The sequence below is a fragment of the Enterocloster lavalensis genome (genome assembly GCF_046603895.1).
GTDB lineage: Bacteria > Bacillota > Clostridia > Lachnospirales > Lachnospiraceae > Enterocloster > Enterocloster lavalensis.
This window is the reverse complement of record NZ_CP176637.1, coordinates 433,002-459,145: the sequence shown is the minus strand read 5'-3', so window position 1 is coordinate 459,145 and position 26,144 is coordinate 433,002. Positions and strand designations below refer to the sequence as shown.

General features: G+C 49.1%; 24 protein-coding genes and 1 pseudogene. 12 read left to right on the top strand and 13 right to left on the bottom strand.

Annotated features, from left to right (window positions below; all coding sequences use genetic code 11):
- The first annotated feature begins 62 nt into the window (after positions 1 to 62).
- The 9 genes and pseudogenes from ACK2JC_RS01950 to tnpA all read left to right on the top strand — a co-directional run bounded on the left by ACK2JC_RS01950 (position 63) and on the right by tnpA (position 8,481).
- The gene (locus tag ACK2JC_RS01950; RefSeq protein ID WP_320936018.1) at positions 63 to 1,172 is read left to right on the top strand and encodes a hypothetical protein; all 1,110 of its coding nucleotides are present in this window, start codon (positions 63 to 65) and stop codon (positions 1,170 to 1,172) included.
- Between the two features lie 63 nt (positions 1,173 to 1,235).
- Positions 1,236 to 2,318, top strand: a complete 1,083-nt coding sequence (locus tag ACK2JC_RS01945) for a 5'-3' exonuclease H3TH domain-containing protein (protein WP_320936017.1) — start codon at positions 1,236 to 1,238, stop codon at positions 2,316 to 2,318.
- Between the two features lie 41 nt (positions 2,319 to 2,359).
- Complete coding sequence (locus tag ACK2JC_RS01940) at positions 2,360 to 3,394, top strand: DNA polymerase beta superfamily protein (RefSeq protein WP_092370943.1); 1,035 nt, start codon at positions 2,360 to 2,362, stop codon at positions 3,392 to 3,394.
- The gene (locus ACK2JC_RS01935; protein ID WP_320936016.1) at positions 3,378 to 4,733 is read left to right on the top strand and encodes an HD domain-containing protein; all 1,356 of its coding nucleotides are present in this window, start codon (positions 3,378 to 3,380) and stop codon (positions 4,731 to 4,733) included. Before ACK2JC_RS01940 ends, ACK2JC_RS01935 begins: the two co-directional genes overlap by 17 nt.
- Before the next feature lie 52 nt (positions 4,734 to 4,785).
- Positions 4,786 to 5,403, top strand: coding sequence for a transcriptional repressor LexA (gene lexA, locus ACK2JC_RS01930; RefSeq protein WP_320936015.1), 618 nt, complete (start codon positions 4,786 to 4,788; stop codon positions 5,401 to 5,403).
- A gap of 141 nt (positions 5,404 to 5,544) precedes the next feature.
- Positions 5,545 to 5,955: a hypothetical protein gene (locus ACK2JC_RS01925; RefSeq protein WP_320936014.1), complete on the top strand. Its 411-nt coding sequence runs from the start codon at positions 5,545 to 5,547 to the stop codon at positions 5,953 to 5,955.
- Between the two features lie 163 nt (positions 5,956 to 6,118).
- Positions 6,119 to 6,970 carry a tyrosine-type recombinase/integrase gene (locus ACK2JC_RS01920; protein ID WP_166445665.1) on the top strand — a complete coding sequence of 284 codons (852 nt, stop codon included), beginning with the start codon at positions 6,119 to 6,121 and terminating at the stop codon, positions 6,968 to 6,970.
- Positions 6,970 to 7,812: a tyrosine-type recombinase/integrase gene (locus ACK2JC_RS01915; protein WP_320936030.1), complete on the top strand. Its 843-nt coding sequence runs from the start codon at positions 6,970 to 6,972 to the stop codon at positions 7,810 to 7,812. The genes ACK2JC_RS01920 and ACK2JC_RS01915 overlap by 1 nt, the downstream gene beginning before the upstream one ends.
- A 213-nt stretch (positions 7,813 to 8,025) precedes the next feature.
- Positions 8,026 to 8,481: pseudogene (gene tnpA, locus ACK2JC_RS01910) on the top strand (IS200/IS605 family transposase).
- Between the two features lie 139 nt (positions 8,482 to 8,620).
- On the opposite strand, the gene ACK2JC_RS01905 reads toward tnpA, so the two are convergent.
- Together ACK2JC_RS01905 and ACK2JC_RS01900 are read right to left on the bottom strand one after the other, a co-directional pair.
- A complete protein-coding gene (locus tag ACK2JC_RS01905; protein ID WP_320936013.1) occupies positions 8,621 to 9,202 on the bottom strand; it encodes a hypothetical protein in 582 nt (193 codons plus the stop codon).
- Positions 9,203 to 9,220: 18 nt separating this feature from the next.
- Complete coding sequence (locus tag ACK2JC_RS01900) at positions 9,221 to 10,198, bottom strand: CHAP domain-containing protein (protein ID WP_320936012.1); 978 nt, start codon at positions 10,196 to 10,198, stop codon at positions 9,221 to 9,223.
- A gap of 647 nt (positions 10,199 to 10,845) precedes the next feature.
- Here ACK2JC_RS01900 and ACK2JC_RS01895 point away from each other — a divergent pair.
- Entirely contained in the window at positions 10,846 to 11,331 is a 486-nt protein-coding gene (locus ACK2JC_RS01895; protein ID WP_368272663.1) for a hypothetical protein, read from the top strand.
- A gap of 99 nt (positions 11,332 to 11,430) precedes the next feature.
- Positions 11,431 to 12,432 carry a fibronectin type III domain-containing protein gene (locus ACK2JC_RS01890; protein WP_368272664.1) on the top strand — a complete coding sequence of 334 codons (1,002 nt, stop codon included), beginning with the start codon at positions 11,431 to 11,433 and terminating at the stop codon, positions 12,430 to 12,432.
- A 19-nt stretch (positions 12,433 to 12,451) separates the two neighbouring features.
- Here the strand turns inward: ACK2JC_RS01890 and ACK2JC_RS01885 are convergent, their stop codons facing one another.
- From ACK2JC_RS01885 to ACK2JC_RS01870, 4 genes are read right to left on the bottom strand one after another with little or no spacing between them, the layout of a single operon-like run.
- The gene (locus tag ACK2JC_RS01885) at positions 12,452 to 12,598 is read right to left on the bottom strand and encodes a hypothetical protein (protein ID WP_368272665.1); all 147 of its coding nucleotides are present in this window, start codon (positions 12,596 to 12,598) and stop codon (positions 12,452 to 12,454) included.
- Entirely contained in the window at positions 12,588 to 12,941 is a 354-nt protein-coding gene (locus ACK2JC_RS01880) for a hypothetical protein (protein ID WP_368272666.1), read from the bottom strand. Before ACK2JC_RS01880 ends, ACK2JC_RS01885 begins: the two co-directional genes overlap by 11 nt.
- Before the next feature lie 13 nt (positions 12,942 to 12,954).
- A complete protein-coding gene (locus ACK2JC_RS01875) occupies positions 12,955 to 14,367 on the bottom strand; it encodes a glycine-rich domain-containing protein (RefSeq protein WP_411338405.1) in 1,413 nt (470 codons plus the stop codon).
- On the bottom strand, positions 14,358 to 14,915 hold the full coding sequence (locus tag ACK2JC_RS01870; RefSeq protein WP_368272668.1) for a hypothetical protein: 558 nt from the start codon (positions 14,913 to 14,915) through the stop codon (positions 14,358 to 14,360). The genes ACK2JC_RS01875 and ACK2JC_RS01870 overlap by 10 nt, the downstream gene beginning before the upstream one ends.
- Positions 14,916 to 15,206: 291 nt before the next feature.
- Between ACK2JC_RS01870 and ACK2JC_RS01865 the strand changes: the two genes are divergently transcribed.
- Entirely contained in the window at positions 15,207 to 16,478 is a 1,272-nt protein-coding gene (locus ACK2JC_RS01865) for an IS110 family transposase (RefSeq protein WP_022512864.1), read from the top strand.
- 89 nt (positions 16,479 to 16,567) lie between these two features.
- On the opposite strand, the gene ACK2JC_RS01860 is transcribed toward ACK2JC_RS01865, so the two are convergent.
- Genes ACK2JC_RS01860 through ACK2JC_RS01830 form a run of 7 tightly spaced genes read right to left on the bottom strand, consistent with a single transcriptional unit; the run spans position 16,568 to position 26,080 of the window.
- Positions 16,568 to 17,554: a hypothetical protein gene (locus tag ACK2JC_RS01860; protein WP_227169305.1), complete on the bottom strand. Its 987-nt coding sequence runs from the start codon at positions 17,552 to 17,554 to the stop codon at positions 16,568 to 16,570.
- A gap of 12 nt (positions 17,555 to 17,566) precedes the next feature.
- Positions 17,567 to 18,985 (bottom strand): DUF5048 domain-containing protein, encoded by a 1,419-nt coding sequence (locus ACK2JC_RS01855; protein WP_320938220.1) that lies wholly within the window; start codon positions 18,983 to 18,985, stop codon positions 17,567 to 17,569.
- 13 nt (positions 18,986 to 18,998) lie between these two features.
- A complete protein-coding gene (locus tag ACK2JC_RS01850; protein ID WP_227169307.1) occupies positions 18,999 to 19,925 on the bottom strand; it encodes a hypothetical protein in 927 nt (308 codons plus the stop codon).
- A complete protein-coding gene (locus ACK2JC_RS01845; protein ID WP_320938219.1) occupies positions 19,922 to 21,025 on the bottom strand; it encodes a hypothetical protein in 1,104 nt (367 codons plus the stop codon). The genes ACK2JC_RS01850 and ACK2JC_RS01845 overlap by 4 nt, the downstream gene beginning before the upstream one ends.
- Positions 21,026 to 21,039: 14 nt before the next feature.
- Complete coding sequence (locus tag ACK2JC_RS01840; RefSeq protein ID WP_320938218.1) at positions 21,040 to 21,291, bottom strand: hypothetical protein; 252 nt, start codon at positions 21,289 to 21,291, stop codon at positions 21,040 to 21,042.
- 57 nt (positions 21,292 to 21,348) lie between these two features.
- Positions 21,349 to 25,626 (bottom strand): hypothetical protein, encoded by a 4,278-nt coding sequence (locus ACK2JC_RS01835; RefSeq protein WP_411338402.1) that lies wholly within the window; start codon positions 25,624 to 25,626, stop codon positions 21,349 to 21,351.
- A complete protein-coding gene (locus tag ACK2JC_RS01830; RefSeq protein ID WP_368271368.1) occupies positions 25,589 to 26,080 on the bottom strand; it encodes a hypothetical protein in 492 nt (163 codons plus the stop codon). Before ACK2JC_RS01830 ends, ACK2JC_RS01835 begins: the two co-directional genes overlap by 38 nt.
- Positions 26,081 to 26,144 lie beyond the last annotated feature (64 nt).

Sequence of the window (26,144 nt, the reverse complement as noted above, 5' to 3'; positions counted from 1 at the left end):
GCAGGGCGCATCCGCAGAACTGTTACGTTGGGTCAGAACGGATTCAGAAGGTGAGGCAGGATATGAAATACAAGGATTCCCTGGAGACGGTGGGCGGGCTTCTGGAACAGGCGGGGCTCTCTTACAGCAAAATCCGTTTCTATATGCAGCCGGAATGGCCGTTTTCAGACCCGGCGGAGGCCGAGGCGCATGCCGGGCGTCTCGTAGGTTTCTTTCCCTGGCTGAAGGCGTACGAGGTTGTGCGTGCTGGGGAGCCGGGAGAGTCCGAAAAAGTCCGTCTGTTTACCAATCTTTCGGAGTTTGGGGGGCCGGAGGGTCAGCCGGGCTCTGAGGAGATGGTGTTGTTTATGCAGAAGCTGACAAACGCCCTGTGTCCCCGGGAGCTCGCGGTGGGGCTGAACGTGCATTGTGCCGCGCAAGCCGGAGCGACAGCAGACTCCGGGAGCACGGCGGAATCAGCTTGTTTTTCCCGCGAGGCTCCAGGGTACCCGGGCAATTATTTTGAGAATATGGTGGTAATCACCCGAAACGCCGGAGTGTCCTTTTTCCGGGTCGTACTGCGCCTGGAGGTGGACCGGCAAGGGAACCTTTCGATTCCTTTTACAGGACTGGAGGAGCTTTTTCAGAAGCAGATGGGGACGCTTACGGATAGCCGGTATGTGGAAGCGCTTGCGGTGGAGGAGCTGGAGGAGGCGCAGCTTTGCGGGCAGCGCGCAGACCGGGAGTTGGAGCGGCTGAATCAGGAACTTAAGGCGTTGACACTGCCGCCCCAGTTTAGCAGAAACCTCAGCCCCACTAAGAAGGGCTGTTCAGTAAAGCAGGCGTTTAACCGCGCATTTAAGGGCACTGGATTTGAGTTTCTGGATTCCAGGAATTTTTGCTTTAAGGCGCAAATGAAGAGCGGACATGGCTATGTGTACCGGATCAGTATTGATTATGGAGGCCATATCTGGCACCGCCACACCTTTATTCTGGAAGTGTCCGGGATCAATTTTGACAGACAGCTGCTGCGGGTGGATGGACTCAGCCCTCAGAGTCAGGAGGAATGCCGGATGAATCTTGAAAATCTGAGAGCGCAGACCATGTTTTTGCAGGAGCGGGCGGAGCCGGTGCTTTTGGAACATTACGGGGAGACGCCCGGCTGGTACCAGGTGTACCACAAATACGTTTGACCACGCCAAATGCCGCGGGAACGAAGCTCCCGGTTAAATTAAAAGAAAAGAGATGGATCAGATATGTCAGTTCGAAAATTTGTGATTGTGGACGGATCGTCCCTTCTGTCAACCTGTTACTACGCGGTGCTGCCGCGGGAAATCCTGTTTGCCAAGACCGATGAGGAGAAAATGCGGCACTACGATAAGATTCTGCACGCAGCGGACGGAACCTACACCAACGGCATTTTCGGCGTTTTAAAGGCCGTGGCGTCCCTGGTGAAGCGACAGCAGCCGGACCATGTGGCCTTTGTGTTTGACAAGACGAGGGATACCTTCCGCCGGGAGCTCTACCCCGATTATAAGGGCACCAGAACGTCCACGCCGGAGCCGTTAAAGCAGCAGTTTGTGCTGTTGGAGCAGATTCTTGCGGACGTGGGCTTCAAGGTGCTCTACAGCGACCGGTACGAGGCGGACGACTATGCGGGCAGCCTGGTGATGAAGTTCCGGGATCAGATTCCCATGGTGGTGATGACCAAGGACCACGACTACCTGCAGCTGGTGGACGATGAGCACAACGTCCGGGCCTGGATGGTGCAGGCGCGGCAGGAGAAGGCCGACGAGCTCTACGAGAAATACTACGCGCCCTACGGTCTGGATAAAAAGAGCATCAACCTGCCGGAGAAAACCTTTGAATTTACCGCGGAGCATGTTTTTGCCGAGGAGGGCGTCCGGCCCTGTCAGATCACGGATTTAAAGGGGATTCAGGGCGACAGCTCGGACAACATTCCCGGTGTGAAGGGCGTGGCCAGCGCGGCGCCCCTGCTGCTGAACGAGTACGGCACCGTAGAGGCGGTTTATGCCGCTGTGCGCGAGGCGGAGCGGGACAAAAAGTCTCTGAAGGAGCTTCAGGATTTCTGGAAACAGAACCTGGGGATCAGCCGTTCCCCCTACAAGGCCCTGACGAAAACCGGGGAGCAGGGGGAGCTGTGCGGGGAGGCTGCGGCCCTGCTTTCCAAGGAGCTGGCCACCATCAAGACGGACATTGAGCTGGATTACACTCTGGACGATTTCAAACTGTCCCATTACGACGAGGGGAAGCTGAGGGCCTGGTGTAAAAAGCTGGATATCAAGGAGGCCTCGGTCTTTGGCGCAGAGGGAAAATAAAACGGGCCTTTGTGTCCGCAGGCCATAAGGAGGGACAAACCGTGACATTGGATCAGATCAAAGAAACACTGAAAGGGCCGGATTACGATTTCCTGGGAACCGACGGGCATCTGGGCGAAAATATCATGATCCTCACCCTGGGAGGCAGCCACGCCTACGGAACCAGCACAGACACCAGCGACCTGGACATCCGGGGCTGCGCCTTAAACCGCAAGCGGGAAATACTCACCGGGGAGAAATTTGAGCAGGTATCCGACGAACAGACCGACACCGTCATCTATTCCTTCAACAAGCTGATCGGCCTGCTTTCCGGCTGCAACCCCAATACCATTGAGCTGCTTGGAAACAGGCCGGAGCACTATCTGTATCTGTCGGAGGCGGGGCGGGAGCTGTTGGACAAGGCCCACATGTTTTTGTCCAAACGGGCGGTGTATACCTTCGGCGGTTACGCCAACCAGCAGCTTCGCAGGCTGGAGAACAAGTCCGCGCGCCTGGTGGGGCAGGCTGAGAACGAACAGCATATTTTAAAAACCATCGAGCACGCGTGTTATGACTGGAAGGCGCGGTATTTCCCCATGCCGGAGGACGCTGTCAGGCTCTATACCGACCGGGCGGTCTGTGAGGAGCTGGAATCGGAAATATTTATGGACATTACGCTGAGGCACTATCCCCTGCGGGATTACGCGGGCCTGTGGTCGGAGATGCAGAGTGTGGTCAGGTCCTACGCCAGGACCGGCAAGCGCAACCAGAACGCCATCGGCCACGGGAAGCTGGGCAAGCACATGATGCACCTGATCCGCCTGTACATGATGTGTCTGGATATCCTGGAACAGGAGCGGATCGTGACCTACCGGGAGAAGGAGCACGACCTATTGATGGAAATCCGCGCCGGAAAATACCTGGACGGGGCAGGACAGCCTATCCCGGAATTTTTCGAGATGGTGGACGAGTATGAGCGGCGCCTCGAATACGCAGGCGAGAACACCTCCCTGCCGGAGCAGCCGGACGAGGAGGAAATCCGCGATTTCGTGGCCAGTGTGAACGAGAGGGTGGTCAGAGGTGAGATTGGAAATTGAGTTTCCCCTTCCGGTGGAGCCGGTTCTGAGACGGCTGGAGGACTCCGGGCACCGGGCGTATCTGGCCGGGGCCTGCGTGCGGGACTGGCTTCTGGGCGACGTTCCGGAGATTTGGGAGATCCTTTCCTTGGCGCTTCCCGGGGAGATCGCAGGACTGTTTGCCGGCGCGGGACTGGGAAAGTTTTCCATCAGCGCCCAAGGCGGGGCGGTGGGGCTGAAAAGCCGGCATTATTCTTGTGAAATCGTTTCCCTTTCAGGTGGCCGCCCGGAAGGGGAGTGTGATTTTATGCGCTGTCTGGAGGAGGAGCTGGGAGGACGGGATTTTACGGTGAACGCCATGGCGTACAGCCTGAAGGACGGCCTAGTGGATCCCTTTCTGGGCCGCGCGGATTTGGAGAACGGAACAATTTGCTGTGTGGGCGATCCGAACCGGTATTTTGCGGGAAACGGACAGGCCATTCTCAGAGCCGTGCGCACAGCGGCTTTGCTGGGATTTCAGCCGGATGCGCGGCTGCTGCGGGCGGCAATCGAGCATCGGGAAACGCTGGTGGCAGTGCCTGCGGACTACGTGGGCTGCGAACTGCGGCAGATTTTTTCGGGCTGTGGGCATGGACTGGCCAGGCTGGTACGGCAGACTCAGGAGCTCCTTTTGACCATTTTGCCGGAGCTGATTCCCATGGTTGGGTTTCAGCAGAACAACCGGTATCACGTTCACGATGTGTGGCAGCACACCCTGGCAGCGCTGGAAGCGGCGGGTTGCGATGAGATCGTGCGGTTCGCCGTACTGTTTCACGATATCGGCAAGCCGTATTGTTACACGGAGGACGGGGATGGAACCGGCCATTTTTACGGCCATGGAGCCGTCTCCGCAAATATCACGGACCAGGTATTAGGCAGGCTGGGATTCGACGTAGAAACCCGGGCGAAGATCACAGAGCTGGTGAAATACCACGATGTGGACTTTAAGGAAAGCCACAGAAGCATGAGGCGGTGGTTAAACCGTCTGGGCCCGGAACAGATGAGACGGCTGCTGGAAGTCCGGCGGTGCGACATCTGCGGGCAGAATCCACAGCTGATCCGGGAACGGACCGAAAAGATCAGCCGCTACGCCTCCATTTTGGAGGAGGTGGCGGCGGAAGATACGCACTTTCGGGTGCGGGATCTTGCGGTGTCCGGCGCCGATTTGATTAAAATCGGTTATACGCCGGGGCGGGGACTGGGAGAAGCCCTCCGGCGATTGGCCGCTATGGTGGAGGACGGCCGCCTTCACAATGAGCGGGCTTCATTGCTGGAGGAAGCGTCCCGGCAACTTGTTGTTGACACGAACATACGTTCATGATATGATAAAAATAATTCAAGAACAAATGTTCGGATCACAGGAGGAGCTGCGGATGAATGATAATCTCACCCCCAAACAGAGCGAAGTGTACGATTACGTGAAAGCGGCTATGCGTGAGAAGGGATACTGTCCGACCGTGCGTGAGATCTGCCTGGCGGTGGGCCTGACCTCCACGTCCAGCGTGCACGCGCATCTGAACACCCTGGAGCGCAAGGGATATATCCGGCGGAACCCGTTAAAACCGCGCACCATCGAGCTGATGGAGAGCGCTGCCGATCAGGAGAGCGACCTGTTGAGGATTCCCATAGTGGGAACCGTGGCCGCCGGTTTGCCTCTGCTGGCAGATCAGAATATTGACGATTACGTCTCCTTTCCGGCCGGAGCCCTCCACCGAGGGTGCGGCGGGTCTGTCTTCATGCTCCGGGTGAAAGGCGACAGTATGATCAACGCCGGGATATACCACGGCGACAAGATCATCGTGGAGCAATGCGATACCGCTGAGAATGGCGATATCGTGGTGGCCCTAGTGGAGGACTCCGCCACCGTAAAGCGCTTCTTTAAGGAGAACGGCCACTACCGCCTTCAGCCGGAAAATGATGCTATGCAGCCCATCATTGTGGACCAGGTGGAGATACAGGGAAAGGTGATCGGGCTGCTGCGTTCATTTTGATGGGAAATAAAAGTCACAAAAAATCCGCAATCTATGATATAATAGCAGCAAATGAATCTTTATACAACATTTGTGCTGAACGCGTCAAGGAGTCCGGAGACGGCCGAGGGTGATCCCGGCCGGAGATTTGTGGAGGATAGAATGGCTGTCGATTATTATATTGCGGATAAACATATAAAAGCGGAATACGAAGCATTCCAGAAGTTCTGGGAGGATGAGCTCTTCCCGGAATTTATCAAAAAACTGTACGGCTACTGCCAGGAAACCGGCGGCAGAATCGTCAACAAGGATCTGGCCGAGGAGATCGCCGAGGATCATCTGTGCGGCTATTCCTGCGTCCCCTTAAGTGAGACTACTTATAAGACCCCTCTGGTTACGGTCAACCACGCCGGTGTATTCTGGCGAAAGTGTGTGATCGGGGACCGTTCGGTCAACAGTCTGGAGGATCTGATCGTATTCTTTTCCAGGAAAGAGCGCCAGGAGCGGTATCAGGTGGAGGACGAGAAGGGCAGAGCGTATACGCTCAATGATTTGATGGATCTTTTGAAATAAATGCATAAAAAGCAGGTCAAGGAGCGGCCTGGTTGTGAACAGGGCGGAGAGTTCATTGGCTCTCTGCTCCTGTTTCTTAAATTTACGGACGAAAAAGATAAACATTTGGCGGACTTTCTGGTGTATTCTTACTTAATAGAATCAAAACACAGGAGGCCGCTAAATGAAAAATTGTATTCCGTCAAACGTAGACAAACGAAGTAAATTGTACAGGGATTTGGAACAGTATCAGGAATACCTGTACCGGAAAAATTTATCGGACAATACAGTCCGGTCCTATTTGCATGCCGTGAGGCAGTATTTCAAACAGCACCGAAAAATCACTGCTGAAAATCTACAGTTATACCGGGCAAAGCTGATCGATCACTACAGTCCCCAGACCGTCAATATCAGTATTCGGGCGTTGAATAATTATTTTAAGTTCCTGGAAATCGATCTGATGTCGAAAACAATCAAAGTAACGCGCCGGATGCAGTTGGACCGGGTGATCAGCCAGGCGGATTACGAATACCTGAAACGCCGGTTAAAAGAGGACGAGATCTATAATTATTATTACGCAATCCGGTTTATGGCGGCGACGGGAGTCCGGGTCAGCGAGCTGGTGGGAGTCCTGGTTGCGGATGTCAGACTCGGGTACAAAGACATCCATTCCAAAGGCGATAAGGTCCGCAGAATCTATATTCCCAAGACCCTGCGAACAGAGCTGCTTGGCTGGCTGGAAGAGGAGAGAAGGGACCACGGCAGGCTCTTTTTAAACAATCTGGGCGATCCCATGAGCACGTCCGCGGTCCGCAGACAATTAAAAGTATTCTCAGGCCTGTACCAGATCGATCCGGAGCGGATGTATCCGCACTCGTTCCGGCATTATTTTGCGAAAACATTTTTGGAGGCATGCGGGGATATCACGCTGCTGTCCAACCTTTTAGGTCATGAAAACCTGGAAACCACCAGAATCTATCTGAGGAGAAGCAGTAACGAACAGTACCAAATCGTCAATAAGGTGGTGAATTGGTGATGAAAATGAAATCCACAGCCAATACATTTGCGGACAGCCTGGCCCGCCAGGGAGCCAGCAAAGAGACGGTTTGTTCATACTGTAAAAGCGTTGAATTATTTTATTCGCAGTACGATGAGGTGACGGTTGATCATCTGCTGACTTACAAAGCGTATCTGTTGGAGCATTACGCGGTGAACACGGTGAACGCCCGTGTTTACGGACTGAACCGCTACCTGAAATTCCTGGAAGAATCAGAACAGCCGGAAACCGGTTGCGAGGGCTACAGGCTGTCCTCTGTCCGGCATCAAAGTGGCAACTATCTGGATAAAGTTATCTCCAAAAAGGATTTCGAAAAGTTAAAAAGACGGCTTAAAAAGGACCATAATCTGAAATGGTATTTTATCGTCAGATTTCTGGGGGCAACCGGAGTGCGGGTGAGTGAACTGACCAAAATCAAAGCGGAACATGTGGTGCAGGGATGTATGGATTTATGTTCAAAGGGGAGAAAAGTCCGAAGGATATTTTTCCCGGCTGCACTCTGTGAGGAGACGCTGGAATGGCTGAACAGCCAGAATATAAACAGCGGATACATCTTCTGCAACCGGAGAGGGCAGCAGATCACGCCAAGGGGAATCCGGATGCAGCTGAAGCGTTTTGCGGTAAAATACAAAATACCGGAGGAAACAGTTTACCCCCACTCCTTCCGGCATCGTTTCGCCCTGAATTTTCTTAGCCGGTTTAACGACATATCGCTGTTGGCCGATTTGATGGGCCATGACAGTATTGAGACCACGAAAATATATCTGACAAAATCGTCCGGCGAACAGCGGGCGTTGATTGACCGGGTGGTGACGTGGTAGCGGCGTAAAAAAATGGGGACGAAATGTCCCCATTTTTATTATGGCTTTAGCCAGTTGAGTGCGTTGGAGTTCCTGAGGCCAGGAACGGAGACGTGCGAAACAGAAAACCACCTGCTTCGCGGGTGGTGCAGCAAGTGCTTATAGCACAAAAATCACCTTTCCGTTAGAATAGAGTTGTTCAAGCTACTATCTAAGAAAGGAAAGGTGATTTTAATGGCACGCAAGAATCATGATATGGCACATACAAAGTGGATGTGCAAATACCACATAGTGTTCACTCCTAAGTATAGACGAAAAGTGATTTATAATCAATATAAAGAAAGTATATGAGATATATTAAAGACATTGTGTGGATACAAAGGAGTAGAAATATTAGAGGGTCACTTAATGCCGGATCATATCCATATGCTGGTCAGTATTCCGCCGAAATACAGTGTATCCAGCTTTATGGGATACTTAAAGGGAAAGAGTGCGCTGATGATTTTCGATAAGCATGCAAATTTAAAGTATAAGTACGGAAATCGCCACTTTTGGGCAGAAGGTTATTATGTCAGTACAGTAGGCCTAAATGAGGCAACGATTAGGAAGTACATTCAGGAGCAGGAGAAATATGATATAGCAATGGATAAGCTGAGTGTAAAGGAGTATGAGGACCCCTTTAAGGGGTAGCCGGTAATACGAACGCCCTTTAAAGGGCGGCAACGAGTCAAGGGCATAGTGGCTTGAACGTAGTAAAAGCCAGCGTCTTTAGGCTCTGGCCGGTAACTGCCCCTTATAGGGGCGAGCAAACCACCCGTTTGACGGGTGGTCATGATTCCCGGCTTGGATTTTCGGCAAATCCTCTCATATATACCTCGATAACCGAATGTACCTGTCCATTGCCGTTTAAAGGCGGCGATTCATACTCATGGAACATCGACCAAAAGCCTTCGTACTCCACAGACGACAGTTCCCGTTTCCCTTCGCGCTCGGCCCGGTCTCTGTATTTGTAGTAGGCGGCATAAAGCTCCTGCTTTAGATTTTCTCTGCGGGCGTTATTGCGCTGGCGTTCCATTTCCATGTGTTCAGCGCTGTTCTTTTTGTCATTTTGCTCGATGATTGTTTTAAGTTCAACCATCATAGTGGAAATCACGTTCATCTTGTCGTTGCATTTTCTGATTTCAGATTTTAGTTCGTCAATCATCTCGATGTTCTTTTGATTGTGTTCCCGGCGATTCATATAATCACGGTATTTTTCTAAAAAATGGAAGCTGTACAAGCCTGCTTTGTGCAGGTGTCGGGCGATGATCCTGAGGAGATTAAAGCCCAGTATAAAACAGGTAATCAACAGCCATTTGTCGATATTGCCCCATACCGTATATAAGTCAGTCAAAGCGGTCAGTGTGTCCATTACAAAATACCTTTCACGTTATTCGGCCAGCTCGTACTCCATCAGATCGGGTGTTTTGGTATCCCGCTGTGGCTCCCAGGATCCGTCGGCCCCAACCCAGCAGTACAGGTCCGGAGCGGTGGATTTTACATAGGTATTTTTTGCGGTCTGGCCGGACTTTGTGGCGTAATACCATTTTCCATTCACTTCGAACCATTGGGCTGCCAGCATGGCCCCGTCGTCGGGATTCAGGTAGTACCAGTCGCCAGCCTCGTTTCCAAACCAGCCGGTGATCATGGTTCCGTCTCCGGAGAAAACGAACCACTGCAAACCGGAAACGGTATTGATTTCCTTCCAGGCGTTTTTAACCGGAACTCCGTTTACGCGATAGCGCCATGATCCGTCCGTCTGACGTTCCCAACCGGTTTTGGAGCGCTCCATATGTCTTTTGCAGGCCATATAGCCGCACCAGGACTGGAATTGCGCGCACCAGGCAACGCCGTTGCAGCCATACCATTTTCCATATTTTGTATAATTGTTATTTCCGGCATTGGCCGTTTTGTTGTCCAGCTGGCTGTTGGATTTTTTTTCAATGTAGCCGATCTCTGCTTCCAAAACTTCGATCAACTCATCGGCAGTATAGGTGTCATCCCCGTACATCGGGCGGGCAAAACCGTTCCATTTGTTCCTTCCGCCAATTTCGTTGAAACAGATGGTGTATTCTTTTGCCGCCACCATGCCGCCGGCGCGCTCATAGGCGGCTCCGGAGGTGTTTCCTTCGATTGATTTGATGTGGATGGTTTCCAGGGAATGATTTACCGAGACAACATAAGCGGCCAGAACATGACCGACCCGGCCGAGAGAGTCGTAGTAGAAGAAGGCCAGATCGCCTCGCCGGACCTTTGATCCATCGGTGATATAGCGACCGGCTTTCCTGGCGAGGCTTACGCCGGTAGGTGTGTACTGGAAATAGTCGCCCCAGAAGAGGGCTTTTCCTTTTGCGTGTGCATTGTCCATAGTTGAGAGTCCTTTTGGGTGAGTGTGGTGGGGGGAGTGGGGATGGGGGCGGAGGGGTTGATGGGAGGGGGTGAAGGTTTGAAATAAACGGGGGTTGTAGAAGGGGATGGGGTGGGATATAATTGAAAGAGGGGTGGGGAGTGGGATTATGTAGGTATAGGGGAGAGAGGGAGCGTTCTTTTTTTTTTGGGTATTACGGGAACGTGGGAGGGATACGTTCCTATGGAGACTGATTTATATTTAAGAGGAAAAAACTATGGAAAGTTGGTAAAAGCTGGAAAAATGCGCAATTTAATTTAGTTTTTGAGAGTGGTCAAATAACCGCAAATTTTAGTGGAATGAGTGGTTACCTTGCAACAAGCACAACACATAATTTGACCGGATATAATGGTATAGGGTGTGAAGGGTATTCTTTGAGAGGTACTGACATTTCAATATATATTAATACTGAAAATGGCGATTTTGGACAAAATGCTGAAGTGACTCATGCTACTACCCTCATAAAAGAGAATCAAAATTTTACAGCTCGACTCAATATATCTGCGATTAATGCGAATAAATATATTCATATTTGTTCCGTAAGTGCGACGGTTTATATCTATCGAATATGGTTTAACTAATTAATACTATCACTAAAAATTTTTTTTTTGGGTATTACAGGAACATGGGAAGGATGGGTTCCTAGCCCCACAGATTTATATTTGAGAGGGAATAATATCGCAGCATGGACATCTCCGAATTCTTCAGCTACATTTGAAAGTGGTGGAATAATGGTGACAAAAAGAAGCGCGTTGAGTGTAAACACAACTAAATCTTATAACTTAACACCATATAATAAAATAAACGTATTATTCAAAGTGATTTCATGGGGAACAATATCAACGTGGCAAAAGATTTCTCTCTCTGTGTACAAAAATGGTGGGACAACTTCAAAAGACGAAATAGGTTATACAGAAAAATCAAAATTGCCATCGACAACAAATGTCGAATATACAATATCACTCGACATAGGCAACGTGAACTATAATACTCAAGGGCTTAGGATTGTACTACAGGGACTTTATACAGATTATAACGACACATCTGGTATTGCAAGCTGGACAGGATATATATTTCGTATCTGGCTTAGTTAATACGTCATCACTTTTTTTTTTGGGTATTACAGGTACTAAAAAATACTATACTGAAGCGAAAAAATTCCTCCTATCGATGATTGTAAAGGAGGAATTTTTATGTCAGTAATTTGTATACAAGGCGCTGGTTCAGGAAGCGCTGGTTCTGATGAATGTACAGCCAAACTAAGTGATATTCCTGCTGGTTTAAAAGCAGTAACAGCTGATAGTAATGACGAGATTGGAATCGGAACTATGCCAGATCGTGGTAGTTGGAATTCTGGAGATTTAGCTGCGGGAGCTTCTGTTTCGATCCCTGCTGGTCGACACTCAGGTAATGGAAGAGTCACTGCGAAAAGTTTATCTGCTCAAACATCCGCCACAGCAACAGCTGCACAAATCAGGAGTGGATATTCCGCTTGGGTGAATGGTCAGCTAATATGGGGAACATTGAGCATTCAGAGCGCAATAAATTTTAGTGCAGCCGCCGTTTCTGCAACGCAAATTCGAATCAGTTGGCAGAACCCTTCTATTGGTCCTTGGGAAGGCGTGTTTATTCAAATGAGCACGGGCGGCTATCCCGGAGCTACGGGCGGTTCCCGTGTCTATACTGGAACCGGTAGTAATACAGCAGCAAAAAACTGGAATGAAGTCATTATTAGCGGATTGGCTCTGGGAACAACATATTATTTTACATGTACATCATATGTTAATGCACTTGGATGGGGAAATTCCTACAATGTATCAGCTACAACAAATGCCACTCAAGTAATAAACGGTTTGCCAATTATGGCAAATGGGTATGGAAACAAAGGCGCTTATGTCCAAATTGCTATTCCAAATGGAGCTAATTACATAAAATTCAGTTATACCGTCAATATTCCCAATAGTTATTCTAAAGCTGGTTCCATAGGTTTATCCAATACCACGGAAGTTGGGACTTATTCAAGTGTGTACCTGAGTGTATATGGAGCATCTAATCGCGAATATACAGACAATCACACTTTTAATGTAAGCAATCTTAATGGGACTACTATGTATTTTAAAGTTGCTAGACATGATACTAGTTATGATTATGATTATTTTATAAGAATTAATAGCGCTTATTTTTCAAATGATTAGCCTCTTGAAAAAAATTGGCTTATTGTTTTACTTCATGTAACACTTCAATCTGTTCTTCTGATGATAGCCGATAATAATCTTTAATAGCTTCTTCTGGATTTTCCCCGTTTTGCTGCCGGATTCTCAATGCCCGGATGATAATATTCTTCTGGATATTACTCAACATATCCGTCACCTCCAATCACTTCAGCCATTGCTAGGGTAAGGTCATTGCTCTCGGCTTTCAACTGCGCGTTTTCCTTCTGTAACGCATTGATCTTGTCCTGTTCAGTCGGGATGTACTCGGCCTCTGTCTCTGTCCCGTCTTCGTTCATGTGCCAGAACCGGCCACTATGAAAGCGGTCGACTCCACCCGGCCTTACCGCATAGCGGTATTCCGCCGCAAATGCCTGGTCTCCATATACCGCTCGGGTGATTCGATTCGCGTCCTCGTAGTTCTCGAACATTGCAATGTTCTGCACAGCACCGTCACTGTCCACTTGTATGTATGCATAGCTTATTTCTGCCATCTTTCATGCCTCCTTAATATAATTTTATCAGCGCAATGCCTGATCCCCCGTTACCTCCATCGCCTCTCCCACCATCACCTGAGCCACCGCCACCTCCTCCGCCACCGGTATTGGCTGCACCTGCTACGCCATTTTCACCCCGATGGTTGTATCCTGCACCGTTTCCACCACGACCTCCGCCACCGGCTCCTCCAGCCCCTCCATTACTAAAAGTATAACTATAGGCCCCACTACAGCCGCCCGAACCACCTCCGCCTCCAGCATAGAGTGTACCTGAAGATGATCCAAATGCCCGTGTAGTTGTACCCTGACCTTTTCCACCTAAAGTGGTTGCATAATTACCAGTTACATTTGCACCATTTCCACCATTCGTTCCTCCAACTCCCCCCGGGTCATATTGGTGACCATACCTGTAATAGGATGCACCGCCACCGCCTGAGCCACCTCCACCTCCGCTTGTATAGCTTTCGCTAAAATTTTGGGAATCTCCCCCTAACGCACTTAACGTTAAATTAGGAAATACAACAGATGTAGTTCCGCCAGAGGCTACTTTATTGCTAGCTGTCGTTCCACCAGCGCCTATTGTAATTGTCGCTTTCTGACCTACAGATATAGCCAGTCCTATTTTAGTTGCGGTTCTTCCACTTCCGGCCCCACCAACTCCATACGCCCCAGTATTTCCAGACCAAGCCTTTCCTCCTCCGCCAACCACAAACAGATCCACTTTTGTATACCCTGCGGAAATCGTATAGGATCCTGATGATGTAAAGGTTATGTTGATCACTGCCGACGTAATTGCGACTGCATTAAGCGCGGTACCAGTTTTTTCCCCTGCGCTACATATCATATAGGGGTAGCAGCTAAAATAATAAGTTGTATTCAACGCAGGCATGTCAAGATATGTCTGTGACCATCCTCCTGCTGCCGTGTTGTTCCCAGCTCCCTTGTAGACCTGTGTCCCGCCAGTCACTCCGGGATATCCACTGGTAGAATATCGAATGATCACACCGCTGAAGGGTTTCCCTGCCGCCTGATTCGGATTCTGCCATTTCGCCAATACGCGGCGTCCCGAATAGGCGGCAACACTAAAAGACAGCAGACTATTGACCGTCATGGTTCCAGTCAGCTTGGTCTTACAATTATTGGTATAGAATGTCTCGCCAGCCAACACATGTCCAATCTGAGCATTTCCGGTCAAGCTTAATGAACCTGTTTTTCGAAGGTAAGGGTTATCCGAATAAAATGTCTTACCAGAAACCACATCAGATTCATCTGTATTTCCTGTTAACTCAAGTGTGCCCTCGACAGGTTCATCAAAACCAGAAACACCTGCGATTTTTCCTTTAACAACATCTTTCTGATGAGCTGTCAGTTCATCCGGATCGATACCTCCGGCACCAGTACCTGTCATATTTATCACGGACATAAAAAAGCCTCCTTTCCGTTAAGAAAAGAGGGAATAAAAGGTAACTTAATGTTTGATATTTTAGTTCCCGTAATACCCATTATCTTAACCCCCTTCTTAATATTCCCCGCCGTCAGGTTCGCATCCCCCTTCACCACGACATTCCCCGTCACAAACCGGTTCGCGGCCACCACCGTTTTATCTGCGGTTCCCGCGGTATATGTACCTCCGCCCTGCGTGGCCATAGTTCCTGTAATCTTGTTCCCATTGACCCAGGCGGTCTGCCCCGGATAAATATTCGCCGCAGAGGCGGTACCCGGGGTCTGGCTTGCCAGGCTGTTTGCCGTGATGCTTCTGGTTCCATCGTGATAGCCGGGCAGAATGATCGAGCTCTGTCCGCAATTTAACGTTCCTTCCTGTTTCTGGTACGGCATGGTTCCCTCAACCGGGTCGTCATACCCGTTCACTCCTGCCGTATGTCCTTCCAATACCTGTGCCGGGGTAGCGGTGCAATCATCCGGATCCACCCCGCCGCCGCTTCCGCCTGCAAAATAAATATTTCCCATCATTTTTGTCATTCCTTTCGCTTCGCTCAAGGCACAAACAAGTTATGAAAAAATGTTGTACCTCTCCACTATTTGATTTATAATCCCTGTAGGGAATAGCAATACACTACAGAGCACGGAAGGAGGAGTGGCGAATTTATTCCGACCCCGTATCATTATATGTGCCGTCATCCTTTCAAGCACAAACAAGTGGGACTTTGAGCCCGGACTCTTATCATTGGTAATAAACCATGTTTATTCAGTCACAGGATGACAGTCACTGTTGCTATTCCTTTTTATAAGGTGGTGATACTTATGATGAAGTTAAAATACCCCATCTGCTGTGGGCTTGACGTCCACAAAAATGTTATCGTTGCAACCATCGTAATCACTAACAGGGACGGAGTATCCGAATACAGGCAAAAATCCTTTTCAACCATCAACTCGGATATTCAAAAGTTTCACAACTGGCTTATCGAGAATAATTGTTATCACGTTTGTATGGAATCCACAGGAAAGTATTGGATTCCTATTTTTAATTATCTCGAAAAGGACATAGAGGTCTGCCTTACACATCCCAAATATGTCAAAGCTATCAAAGGCAAGAAAACGGACAAAAAGGATTCAAAATGGATTGCCGACCTCTACAAATTTGACCTTGTCAGATGTTCCTTTATCCCTCCCAAGGATTTCCGCCAGCTCCGGGAACTTGCCAGATACCGCTTTAAGCTGGTCTGCATGAAATCCTCTGAGAAGAACCGCATCCAGAACTGTATGACCGTTTCCAATGTCGGCATTGCCAGCGTGCTTTCTGACCCTTTCGGCAAAACAGCAACCGAAATCATGTCTTATCTGCTGGAGCATACCGCTGATTCCATTGACGAAAAGGCTGTCCGAAAACTGATAAAAAAAGGGGCCAAAGCCAAGTCTGATGAAATCATCGAAGCAATCAGAGGCTGCAACATTGAAACAGACCAGGCAAAAAAACTGGAACTGGCCCTTGGCCATCTGGAATATCTTGACGGTATGATTACCCAGACCGAAGTGGAACTCTATGTCCGTATCAAACCTTATTATGAGTTTGTGGAATTTGTCAGCACCATGCCCGGCATGACAGAGTTAAGTTCCACCATTGTTCTCGCAGAAACAGGCGTTGACATGAACATTTTTGATGATGCCAAACATCTCTGTTCCTGGTGTGGACTTTCTCCTTCCAACAATGAATCCGCAGGTAAGAAAAAATCTGTCCGAATTGCCAAAGCAGGCGCTTACTTGAAACCGATGATGGTACAGTGTGCCCTTGCCGCAATCAAAAACAAAAAGCAGCCTTATTTTGCAATCAAATATGGGCGAATCAAAAAGCGTCGTGGCCATAAGAAAGCAATCATTGCCATCGCAAGAATGATGATGGTCTGTATTTACCATATGGTCTCGGAAAAGAAACCTTTTACCCCTGCTGACTATGAGGAATTGATGAAGCCTCAAAACCATGTAGAGCGTGTTGTTCTGAATGAAAACAATGTTTTTGCCTATCTTGAAAGTCTTGGTTACGATAGTTCTAAGTTAGTGAAGCGCAACGATAACTAATCTTTATTCTATTGTCAAACAATCGCAAAATCAGGGGTTTTATGAACCCTTATATAAGTGCGCCCAAAAATCCACTTTATTTTTCACTCTTACACTCCTTTCAGCCCAACCGTAATATCAACCGTGGGCTTTTTATAAACTTTAAACGTCGCGCTCCCGTCATTCAAAAAAGCGGTGCCCGAAGAGAGAATCCCAAACGCCTTGTTATACGCCTTCTGCGCAGCCAGCTCCGCCCCGTCCGGCAGCATACTCACCATAATCGGCGAAAGCTCAGCCGATCCGCCCGGCACATCCACCGTCTGCTCATAGGGAAGCGTTTCGCTCCATCCGGCCGCGGTCAGCGTCACCGGCGTCACATGCTCCCCGCGTTTTGCCAGCTCCGCCAGCGCATTCTGAAAGGTGCTGGACCGAAGCGTGGTCTCATGATTGTCGAAGGTGAGCAGATCGGCGCTGAATTTAAGCAGCGCCACCCAGGTGCGGTCCGACTCCGAGGGCGTCACCTCCACATTGTCCCTTGTGGCGTACCACCAGACATTGTTGTAGGAAACCATATCATTGACATAATAGTCCTTCGTAATGCTGTAGGTCCCCCTTGGCGTCAGCCCGGTGCCGGAATCGCCCTTCTCGCCCCGCGCGGTCCAGGGTGTCCAGAAATTCGTGTTCGTTGGCGGCGTGCCGATGGGGCAGTTGCCCGACAGGCACAAAAACGCCTCCGTATTGTCGTGGACAATATACGTGACCACGGAATACTTGGGATACTTCACAGTGGAAGCGTACTCGCCCTTGAGCTGGATAATATTTTGCAAATACGCCTGGAAATCGCTGAAATAAAACCGCTGCAGCGCCATGATGGCATCCAGGGTTTTGTTCATCGTGCTGGCGTTGACGATGATCCGTTTCAGAATCGGATTATTTTCAATCACCCCGTTAGCTTCCTCGAACTTGCCCTGATTGTAGAAATTCTGATATTGCGTGATCAGTGAAATGGTCTGGATCGTCGGGTCCAGGTATCGATCCCATTGATCCATGGAATCGGGAAACATAGTTTCAGTCAAATCTGTATAGGTTTGTGACATACGATACTCCTTTTAAATTTTGTACTGGTACGCCGGATAAAATGAGACGCAGCTGATTGACATGGTTGCTTCGGTGGTGCTCCCGGAAATGGACTTGATGATATACTGTTTTTCCTCCCCTTCGCCCTGTAACACATAGGAAATCTTCTGGTTGACGTCCAGCCACGGCACCGCAACGAGATCCAGATCAAGAGAGCTGGAGAGCACCGTGTGGTTATAAATCTCATAGCGGGCCCTCTGCCCGGCCAGATCGTTGCTGTAGATGGAATCATAATCATCCCCCTCAAACACGTAGAGCAGCTCCCGCCCCAGCCGCGTTATGGTAAACGGACTGTCGGGGTTCTCGTCATACGCCTCCCCGAACACCTGGTATTGTCCCAGATAATAAAACGCCTGCTCCCGGCGGCGGTATTTAAACACGCCGTCCACCCCAACCGGCAGCGTCCCGGGGGCCAGCGGGACTCCGGCGTCGTCCACAACCGGCAGCGCGGATAATCCATTGATGGATACCTTGGCATTTATCGGGTTCGTGACACTTATCCTAAACGCGATTTTCTCAAAATTGTCCACATCCCCCAAGGACGAGATTCCATCCAGGGAAATGCCGTAGACCGCGCCGGAGAGCGTGGAAGCGCCCGCATACCGGTCCGCGTCGATCACCTGTCCCCAGACCTGAACGTGGTTGTAAATCCCGGACAGCCCGGTGGAACGGCTCTCGCTGAGAACCAGCGGCCGCAGCTGCCCGTAATCGAGAATCACATTGTCCTCAAACCGCTGGGGAATCTTTCGCAGGAAAAAGGTTCCGTAAACGTCAAATCCCATTTCATATCCCGCATACAGATTCCGAATTTCATCCAGTATCTCATAAGCCGTCACATTTGCGGAAAATTCAAGATCATACGGAATTTCAAACCCGACGTCCTGGATGATATATTTGGCGATACCGGCCTCCTTTAAGGTTCCGGCGATGGCCTTGTACGCCTCCGTCCCGGCCTCGATTTTGGTATTCAGCCCCTCGAAATGGCCGCCCCGGTCCCCATTTAATGTGGTGACCAGGTCCTCGCAGTCGATGCTCAGGGTATAGCTGCCGTCGTCGCTGTAGGAAGCGCTCTGCACGGAAAATGTACCCATCAGGGTCCAGACGATTTCCCCGGTTCTCAGATGTTCGATCCCCACGTAAGGCCGCACATAGGTGTCGATCCACACCCAGCTGTCCGGCCCCAATAAAAAGGAGGCGTCCGTGACGGCCAGGGTGGCGTTGTAGGTCCTGCGCATATCCGAGTCCGCGTCCACCGAAAAGCTGTCGTCAAGTAAATTTCCCTCGACATAGTGGATGATCTTGAAATTCCGGTTCAAAATTTCAATCCTCGAATGCAGAATCCAATCCGACTGGTAAAGGATGTCCCGCTGCATCTGGGTAATATCTGTCATAAAATCCCCCTTTTCAAATGCTGCGATCCACATCGTGGTCGGTGTCGATAAAGTTGTTGTCATAAAGATCGTTTACAGATTCACAATCACCGGTCTCAACCGCGGTAAAGCTTGTGGATACATTGGAAATGTGGTTGTGGGAGGAGTGGGAGACCGGCGAGTCCACGATGCAGACCATGGCCATGCGCCCGTCGGCATACTTCAGGATTTTCGGCCTCCTGTTCGTGAGAAAATCATCCACCTCCTCGCGGTAAGCGCGGCTGTGTTCCAGGTCGAAGTCCCCGGTTCCGTCGTCAAAGGGGATAAACGTCCCCTCCACGTCGTATTCCCGGTAATTGGCGTCCCCATTGTAGACGGCGATGGATTTTTTCCGGCCCTTGGGCTCCAGCACGGAAACAGCAAAATTACGCCGCTCCGAAAGGCGCACGTCCAGAATCGCCCGGTAGGCCACATCCTTCTCAACCAGCACAATCCCGTCGAATTTCGAATGGACCCGGCTGGTATTGTGATTGCTGGAATACCGTCCCTCCACCCCGTTTAAGGTGGGCACGATGCTGTACTGATATTCCTCCCCCGACCGGTTGTAAAAGTCGTTGCGCATAAAATTAAAATCCTCGTTGGAATGGATCGGAATCTCAAAAAATGTCTTCCAGTGAAGATCGCCCACCCGCCGCTTCTTAACCAGGATGGAGGAGACCGACTCCGCGGTAAACTCCACATTTCCGCCAAAAAGGCTTTCCTGAAACAACGCGTGTATTTTCGTGTCAAAATCCCACTCTTCGGGAATACTCCCGTCCCAGGTCGTATAAACCCTGGTGGTCACAAAAAACTCGTCAAACACGCCGCTGGACAGCTGGATCATGTTAATGTCCTCCACATTTGTGGCGGTAGCCATCATGGAATCAGAATCCCCACAGGCTGTTTTTCCCAAAATAATCATAACGGTTCCACCTCCTCCCCATAATCAAACGCGACGATTTCATACAGATTGTTCCGCCGTGTGAGCATAAATCCGATCAGCCGGTTGTCAGCCGGAAGCTCGATATAGTTGCTGATTCCCACATACGTCAGCTCCCCGGCGGCCCTTACGTCAAAATAAGCCTTCGGTACGCCTCCCGTGCCTTCGTACGCCCCCGTCCTGTAATACACGGAAATGGCGTATTTCCCGTTGGAGAGCACCATAGGAGCCGAATTGGGCGCAAAGCTACATCCCTTCAGCTCGATTGTAAAATCGTCCGGCACGCCGAAGCTGTCCTCGAATCTCAGCACCTGGGAGCTGTCCCGCAAATCGATCATTTCCCCGTTCACATAGGTGGGATCAATCTCAACCCCATCCCGGTACACATAGGCCCGGAGGGAAATGATATTGGATTTGACTGTGGTATAACCGCCCCTGGCGTTGTTGGCCAGCTCGATCAGGCTGTAGATCGTGGGCTGCAAATACCGGACGGAGACAAGAAAAAAATCCGTCTCAACCTGCATTCCGGTCACAGTCTGCCCAAAGGCCTTGATGTAATACTGCGCGTTATTTTCCATCCCCGTAACCGTCAGGGAAAGTTCCTCCGTGCGATAGTGGACCGGCGATGTATGGATCACCGTCTTATCACTGGAATACAGGGAAATATAATAATCCTCCAGCTCCTCCCCCTCCGGCTGGCTGTAGGACAGCCGCACCTGATAGGAATCGTTCTGGATCAGCTGGTCCTGCACCAGATTCGTAAAAACAAAATCCGGGGTCGTGTAGCAGTAGAAGAGTAAAGGTTCGGACGGGGACGAGACGCCCTCCGCGCACATCACATTGACGGTAACCTTATAAAGAGTCCCGTTGACAAGGGTATTGGCCGGAACCGTGCATTCCTGTTTGTAAAAATTGGTCTGCGTTGCGGTATAGACGGTCTCATTGGTCTCATTGTTATATATGTGAACAATATTTCCGGTCTGTTGCGGATTGTTCCCGTCCCAGATATAAGTGATCTTAAAATCCAGACCGGCATCCTTTGAATTTCTGTTGCTGTTGTATAATACGGGTACACCGTTCATGATTCACCTCGAATTTAATAAACAATGAATGCACGATTCCAATTTCCATTTGGAAGCATGACTTCGACAATATCGCCTTCTGAATGGCCACCCCGGCTTCTGACCTGGTGAAGCGTATCGTTGCAGGAGACAATGCATGTTTCATGGCCTGTTTCCGACTTCACAATACAGCTCTTAACCTTGGGAAAGCCGGAGTCCCGGATTAAAACCTCGACAAAGTCGCCAATCAGGTTTGATAATTCCTTTAAAATTTTCGTATCGGTCATATGATCTCCATAAAAGGCGGCGGCCCCTGTAAAAGAGCCGCCGCCCGGTGTCTGGTTCTATTTGTTTCTCATCAGGCGCTGCTGCAGGGCGGATTTCAGTGTTCCGTCCGCAATCGCCCGGGTGAACGTATCCACGTCCTTCACCTGAGGCAGATTCACGTCCCCGAAGTTGACCACCACATTTTCCTGCCGCACATTACCGGCAGTGAGACCAGCGGAGGGGGAAAATGCCTCCGGCATCCCGGAAATACTTAAGGGTATGTTCTGTCCCAATGTGTCGATCAAGGACCGGGTCTGTTGGTCCTTAAGAACCGGCAGACCGTCGTCGATCTGTTCCAGGTGATCGCCGCGCAGGACATGTCTTGTGTCCGAAGGGTTCAGAACCGTCTCGCCCCCGGCGAAGGGGTAGTGGGTTTCACGCTTTGCCAAAAACGCCGCGCCGCTGTTTCGGATAATGATTTCCGGCCGGTTGCCCTCCGCCACCCGGTGAAGTCCGGGCCTGGCGTGGGTGGTTCCCTGGCCGTAGCCATAGCGGTCCTCGGCATTGGACAGTTCTCGCATGGCCTTTTCGGCTTCCCGGCAGGAATCCACAATACTGTTGCACATTGTGGAAATGGAGCTGGCCATGGAGCGGTAGGTTTCCTGAAACGCGCCCAGATTTAACAGCCGCTGGCCCAGATATGTCCCCTCGGTCAGAACAGCCGCCGCATTGGCCTCATTGATGCTGCCCAGAGCCCCGCCCACGGCAAGAGCGGAATTAGACCACTCCGCCGCGTAATCAAAGACGGCCTGGCGTCTGGCGTCCGTGGCAAGGAGTTCATCCACGTTGTTGGCCGCCGCCGCGGTAGTGGCAGCCACGCTATCGGCAACATTGACCTGCGCATTTGACCAGGCGGATGTGTAGGTGGAGAGGCTTGAGACGCGCTCGTCGTTGGCCTCAATCTCCGGCATGACGTCGCTGACGATATCATTGATTTCCTCCCGGGCTTCCCGGATGGTAATCTGCCCCATCTGCCAGGCTTCGATATAGTCCTCCACCTGCCGGATCAGCCGTTCATTTTCCTCGATCTGGCGCTCTGTCCAGGTCTGTTCCCGGTCATTTTTCTCGTACTGGCCGGACACATTCTCAAAATCGCCGGTATCCCCGGACGTCACCCGGTCCTGCCAGCCGGACCCCAGGATCGTCCCGGCCATGGTCATATCCTTGGCCCTCTGTATGGCCTCAGTGATGCCGTCCCAGGATTCCACAATCTTCTGGAGGCGGTCAATTTCCAGATCATAGCTCTCAAGCAGCGCGTCCCGGGACTCCTCGATATCCCGGATTTTGTCTTCCATATCGGAAATGGTCTGTTCAAAGAGCGCGTCCTCATATTCGCTCTGGGCGTTTCGGACCGCCTCCGAATCGGCCTCGTAGACAAAGCCGCCCTCGGATTCCCGGAAGATCCGGGTGGTCTTCTGATTCTTCGCCCGCTCCAGATTATAAAGCTTTTCCTCTAAGTCGAGCTGCTGTTTGCGCTCGTCGTTGGCCTTTTGCAGCCCGTCGATCTCATTCTGAATTGCATCGATCTGCTTTTTGGCCGTTTCCTCGGCCTCGTCTCGAAGCGTTTGCTGCGCCTCGATCTGATCCTGCAGGTGCCCGGTCACTCCGGCGATGGCGCTGTCCAGATCGTCCTGCTTATCCTGGAGCTCATCCAGTTCATCGTTCAGGCTGTCATTTGCTTTTTCCAGGTATTGAATGGGCAGCTCCAGAATAGCCTTATTGTAGGCCGCCTGGTTCTGAGCGCACTTGGAGATGGCATTTTCACAATCCTGTATGGCTCCCAGGCAATCGTAATAGGCGTCCTCGTCCTCATCCAACAGCAACAGTTCCGCCTGAAGGCCGGTCAGCTTGTTCTGGTTATATTTTTCTTCCTGCCGCGACAGGCGGATCAGGGACTTGTACTGTTTCGAAGTGGCGTTGAGCCCCATAGCCTCAGCCTCGTCCATTTGATTCTGAATGTCGGCGGCCTTATTCTGGACTACACCGATCTTGTCGTCCAGGCGGGCCTGAGCCAGATCCATCTGCTTCAACCGGAGATTTTCCAACTCCTTCTCGGCCTGCTTGATGGAGATCGTGGTAGAATTCCACTTATCCCGGTAGGATTGGGCTTTGGAGACGGCGTCTTTTAGGGTTTCGGGGATGGTTTCAATGCTGAAGCTGTCAAAACCAGTAATTTTGTCACCAAGGTCTTTGGGTAAGTCAGAGAGAGAAAGCTGATATTCATCATAATATAAATCAGCCTGAGACTGTAGCGCAGCGCTGTACTCTTCTTGCTTTTTAATCAGTTCCTGAAGAATTGGTACTTTTTCAGAATAGGGGTCGGTGTTATCCAAATCCGTATTCAGCGAATCAAGCTGGTACTTAAGATTTTTGATCGATTCAGCCGCAAAATCAAGCTCAGTAGTATTTGAAAAATTTGAAGCCGAGCTACCTGCGGCTTTATTTCCACCTAGATCAGCAAAAGAAGGGAGATCAACGGAAATCTCTACATTTGCGGCTTCATTTAATTGTCTTATAAGGGCATTATACTGATTGATTTGTTTTGTAGCAGCTGACCATGCGGCTTGTTGCTCAGGAGTGGCAGTTGTACCATGACTACTTGCTTTGCTTAGATCGGGACCGCCACTGAGCTCTGCCAGGCCATTAATGGGATCATATATGATGTTATAATATTTACTCCAGGCCCCTTGCAAACTCTTAATTAATTCAGCATCGATTTTTGCCTTAGCAATAGCCAATGATTGATAGTTTGAAATATCTTGTCCGTAACCTTCAGAAAGTGTTTCGAACAAGGTTTTGTTATTAGCTACAATATTTTGCCAAAATGTTTCATCATCACTTAGCTTATATACCATTGCAGATTTATAATCGCTAACATCTTGATTATAAACGGATGTCAGACTGGAGATAAGTTCTTTTTCATTCGATAGCCCAGCTAAGTATTGCGATACTACTAAATCTAATTCAGGGTACTTACTGATGATTTTTTGAAGCGTGTCTGTTTGAATAGTACCATTTTCTTCTATATCTTTATTTGCAGAGCTGATAAGCGATGATATATCTGAAAGACGGTCGATTGCGGATGAGACTGTTGTGGTGCTTTTAGCATATTCGTTTATAGATTCAGCAGCATCTTTAGCACTCACTCCAAGATATTGTAAGATATTTTTAAATCGCACTCCTGAGGATAACGTTTCTTCTGAGAGTTCACCGGACTGAGCTAATTCAATCAGTTCATCACGCGTTTCCCGATATTCAGGACCAGTAAATTTTGTATCGAAATTTGCCTCTACTGTAAGCTCGGTCTGTAGGCGTTTGGCTATTTGTGCATCAAAATCCTGAAAATTCCAAGTGGAGGTGTCATTATCTTTCTTTATCCCGTATAATATTTGGATCTCTTCATCGGACTTTTCATTATACCACTCGAAAAAAGCCTTTGAGCTTCCAGAATCTCCAATGGTTTTATTTTTAATAAAACCTTCTTTTAATTGTTCGCTTAATGCTGCGCGATTAACAGCATTGGGATCGGAGAGAGCCATGATATATTGGTATAATTGTTCTGCACTAATACCCGCTTTATTTAGCCAGCCAACTAATTCAGGAAAATTTGAATTTAAAATATCGATAGATAAAGATCCATCTTTTCCTAATGTAATTAATTCATCTGATAAAGTTACAAACTGTTCTTTTTTCAGTACACCCTGAATTGCTTTTTCATAATTTACTTCTTGTTTATGGAGTGCTTTAAAGTAATTATCATAAAATGTGTTAATGGAATTTATTAGGTCAGCATCTTCATCAGGTAAAAGGTAGTCGTCGAATTCATCAAAATTTTTATACAGGTCTTCGAGAACCGCTTGAGTTTGAGTTGCGTTTTCTTCAAGATCTTCCAACTCTTTTACTGCATTTTTATATTTTGAATCCTTTTGATAGTGCTCAGGGTCATCTGTAACTAAATCAGCTATTAATTTCTCCCGTATTTGTATATCCTTTTGGAGATTATCCAGGAGTGTTGTATACTCGTTTGCCTTATCAATTTGATTTCCATAGTCAAGATATGGCTGACTTATCGTTTTGCCAAACTTATAAGCAATTAATCTGGGGTCTATTTTATAATCAGATGAACTGTAAGTCTCAAAGGTGTCGAAATACTTTTTGGCATCGTTTCGGGCTTTATTAAATTCGGAATTTTTTATTGCATTTTTAATATCAAGATGACGTTGTAGTTCTTCGTTTGTATCCTGTAGTTTCGATAACTCATTTTGTTCGACCAGAGAAAGATTTTTTTTTGGCATTGAGCTCATCAATTCTTCTGCCAGTCGCCTCTAACTTGGCATTGGTTGATTCAATTTCTGAAGTTAGATCTCTATAATTCTGAGCAGAGGCCGCGGCGTTTTCTTTTACATTTTCTACACGGTTTGCAAAATGATCCCATGCCTTACTTACGGCCCATATAAGGGTATTGACCGCCAGCATTATACCAATATTTGCCACGGCTGATTTGAGAGTAGCACCAAATTTAGCGGTTAGAGAGGTGGCAGGACCGATGTAATCTTTGTATTGCTGTAATAAGTCACCGGATAAGTCGGCTTGTTTGGCGAAATTGAAAAATTGTTCGTTGGTGTAACCAACTGTGTTACCTAATTCTTCAACAGTTTTGATAGTACTTATATTTTTGCCGTTCAGCATTTCAAGAGCCTGTTCAACTTTTAGGGGGATTGGTGAAGGTTTGAGAACTTTATCTAGCAACGTAGTCCATCCATTATTATTATCATAGTTTACAACGTTTGCTTATAATGTTATTATATAACAA

Bases quoted from the DNA above. Each gene is read 5' to 3' on its own strand.
- ACK2JC_RS01950 (WP_320936018.1), top strand. From the start codon at position 63: ATGAAATACAAGGATTCCCTGGAGACGGTGGGCGGGCTTCTGGAACAG.
- ACK2JC_RS01945 (WP_320936017.1), top strand. From the start codon at position 1,236: ATGTCAGTTCGAAAATTTGTGATTGTGGACGGATCGTCCCTTCTGTCA.
- lexA (WP_320936015.1), top strand. From the start codon at position 4,786: ATGAATGATAATCTCACCCCCAAACAGAGCGAAGTGTACGATTACGTG.
- ACK2JC_RS01925 (WP_320936014.1), top strand. From the start codon at position 5,545: ATGGCTGTCGATTATTATATTGCGGATAAACATATAAAAGCGGAATAC.
- ACK2JC_RS01920 (WP_166445665.1), top strand. From the start codon at position 6,119: ATGAAAAATTGTATTCCGTCAAACGTAGACAAACGAAGTAAATTGTAC.
- ACK2JC_RS01915 (WP_320936030.1), top strand. From the start codon at position 6,970: ATGAAAATGAAATCCACAGCCAATACATTTGCGGACAGCCTGGCCCGC.
- ACK2JC_RS01905 (WP_320936013.1), bottom strand. From the start codon at position 9,202: ATGGACACACTGACCGCTTTGACTGACTTATATACGGTATGGGGCAAT.
- ACK2JC_RS01900 (WP_320936012.1), bottom strand. From the start codon at position 10,198: ATGGACAATGCACACGCAAAAGGAAAAGCCCTCTTCTGGGGCGACTAT.
- ACK2JC_RS01890 (WP_368272664.1), top strand. From the start codon at position 11,431: ATGTCAGTAATTTGTATACAAGGCGCTGGTTCAGGAAGCGCTGGTTCT.
- ACK2JC_RS01885 (WP_368272665.1), bottom strand. From the start codon at position 12,598: ATGTTGAGTAATATCCAGAAGAATATTATCATCCGGGCATTGAGAATC.
- ACK2JC_RS01880 (WP_368272666.1), bottom strand. From the start codon at position 12,941: ATGGCAGAAATAAGCTATGCATACATACAAGTGGACAGTGACGGTGCT.
- ACK2JC_RS01875 (WP_411338405.1), bottom strand. From the start codon at position 14,367: ATGTCCGTGATAAATATGACAGGTACTGGTGCCGGAGGTATCGATCCG.
- ACK2JC_RS01870 (WP_368272668.1), bottom strand. From the start codon at position 14,915: ATGATGGGAAATATTTATTTTGCAGGCGGAAGCGGCGGCGGGGTGGAT.
- ACK2JC_RS01865 (WP_022512864.1), top strand. From the start codon at position 15,207: ATGATGAAGTTAAAATACCCCATCTGCTGTGGGCTTGACGTCCACAAA.
- ACK2JC_RS01860 (WP_227169305.1), bottom strand. From the start codon at position 17,554: ATGTCACAAACCTATACAGATTTGACTGAAACTATGTTTCCCGATTCC.
- ACK2JC_RS01855 (WP_320938220.1), bottom strand. From the start codon at position 18,985: ATGACAGATATTACCCAGATGCAGCGGGACATCCTTTACCAGTCGGAT.
- ACK2JC_RS01850 (WP_227169307.1), bottom strand. From the start codon at position 19,925: ATGATTATTTTGGGAAAAACAGCCTGTGGGGATTCTGATTCCATGATG.
- ACK2JC_RS01845 (WP_320938219.1), bottom strand. From the start codon at position 21,025: ATGAACGGTGTACCCGTATTATACAACAGCAACAGAAATTCAAAGGAT.
- ACK2JC_RS01840 (WP_320938218.1), bottom strand. From the start codon at position 21,291: ATGACCGATACGAAAATTTTAAAGGAATTATCAAACCTGATTGGCGAC.
- ACK2JC_RS01835 (WP_411338402.1), bottom strand. From the start codon at position 25,626: ATGCCAAAAAAAAATCTTTCTCTGGTCGAACAAAATGAGTTATCGAAA.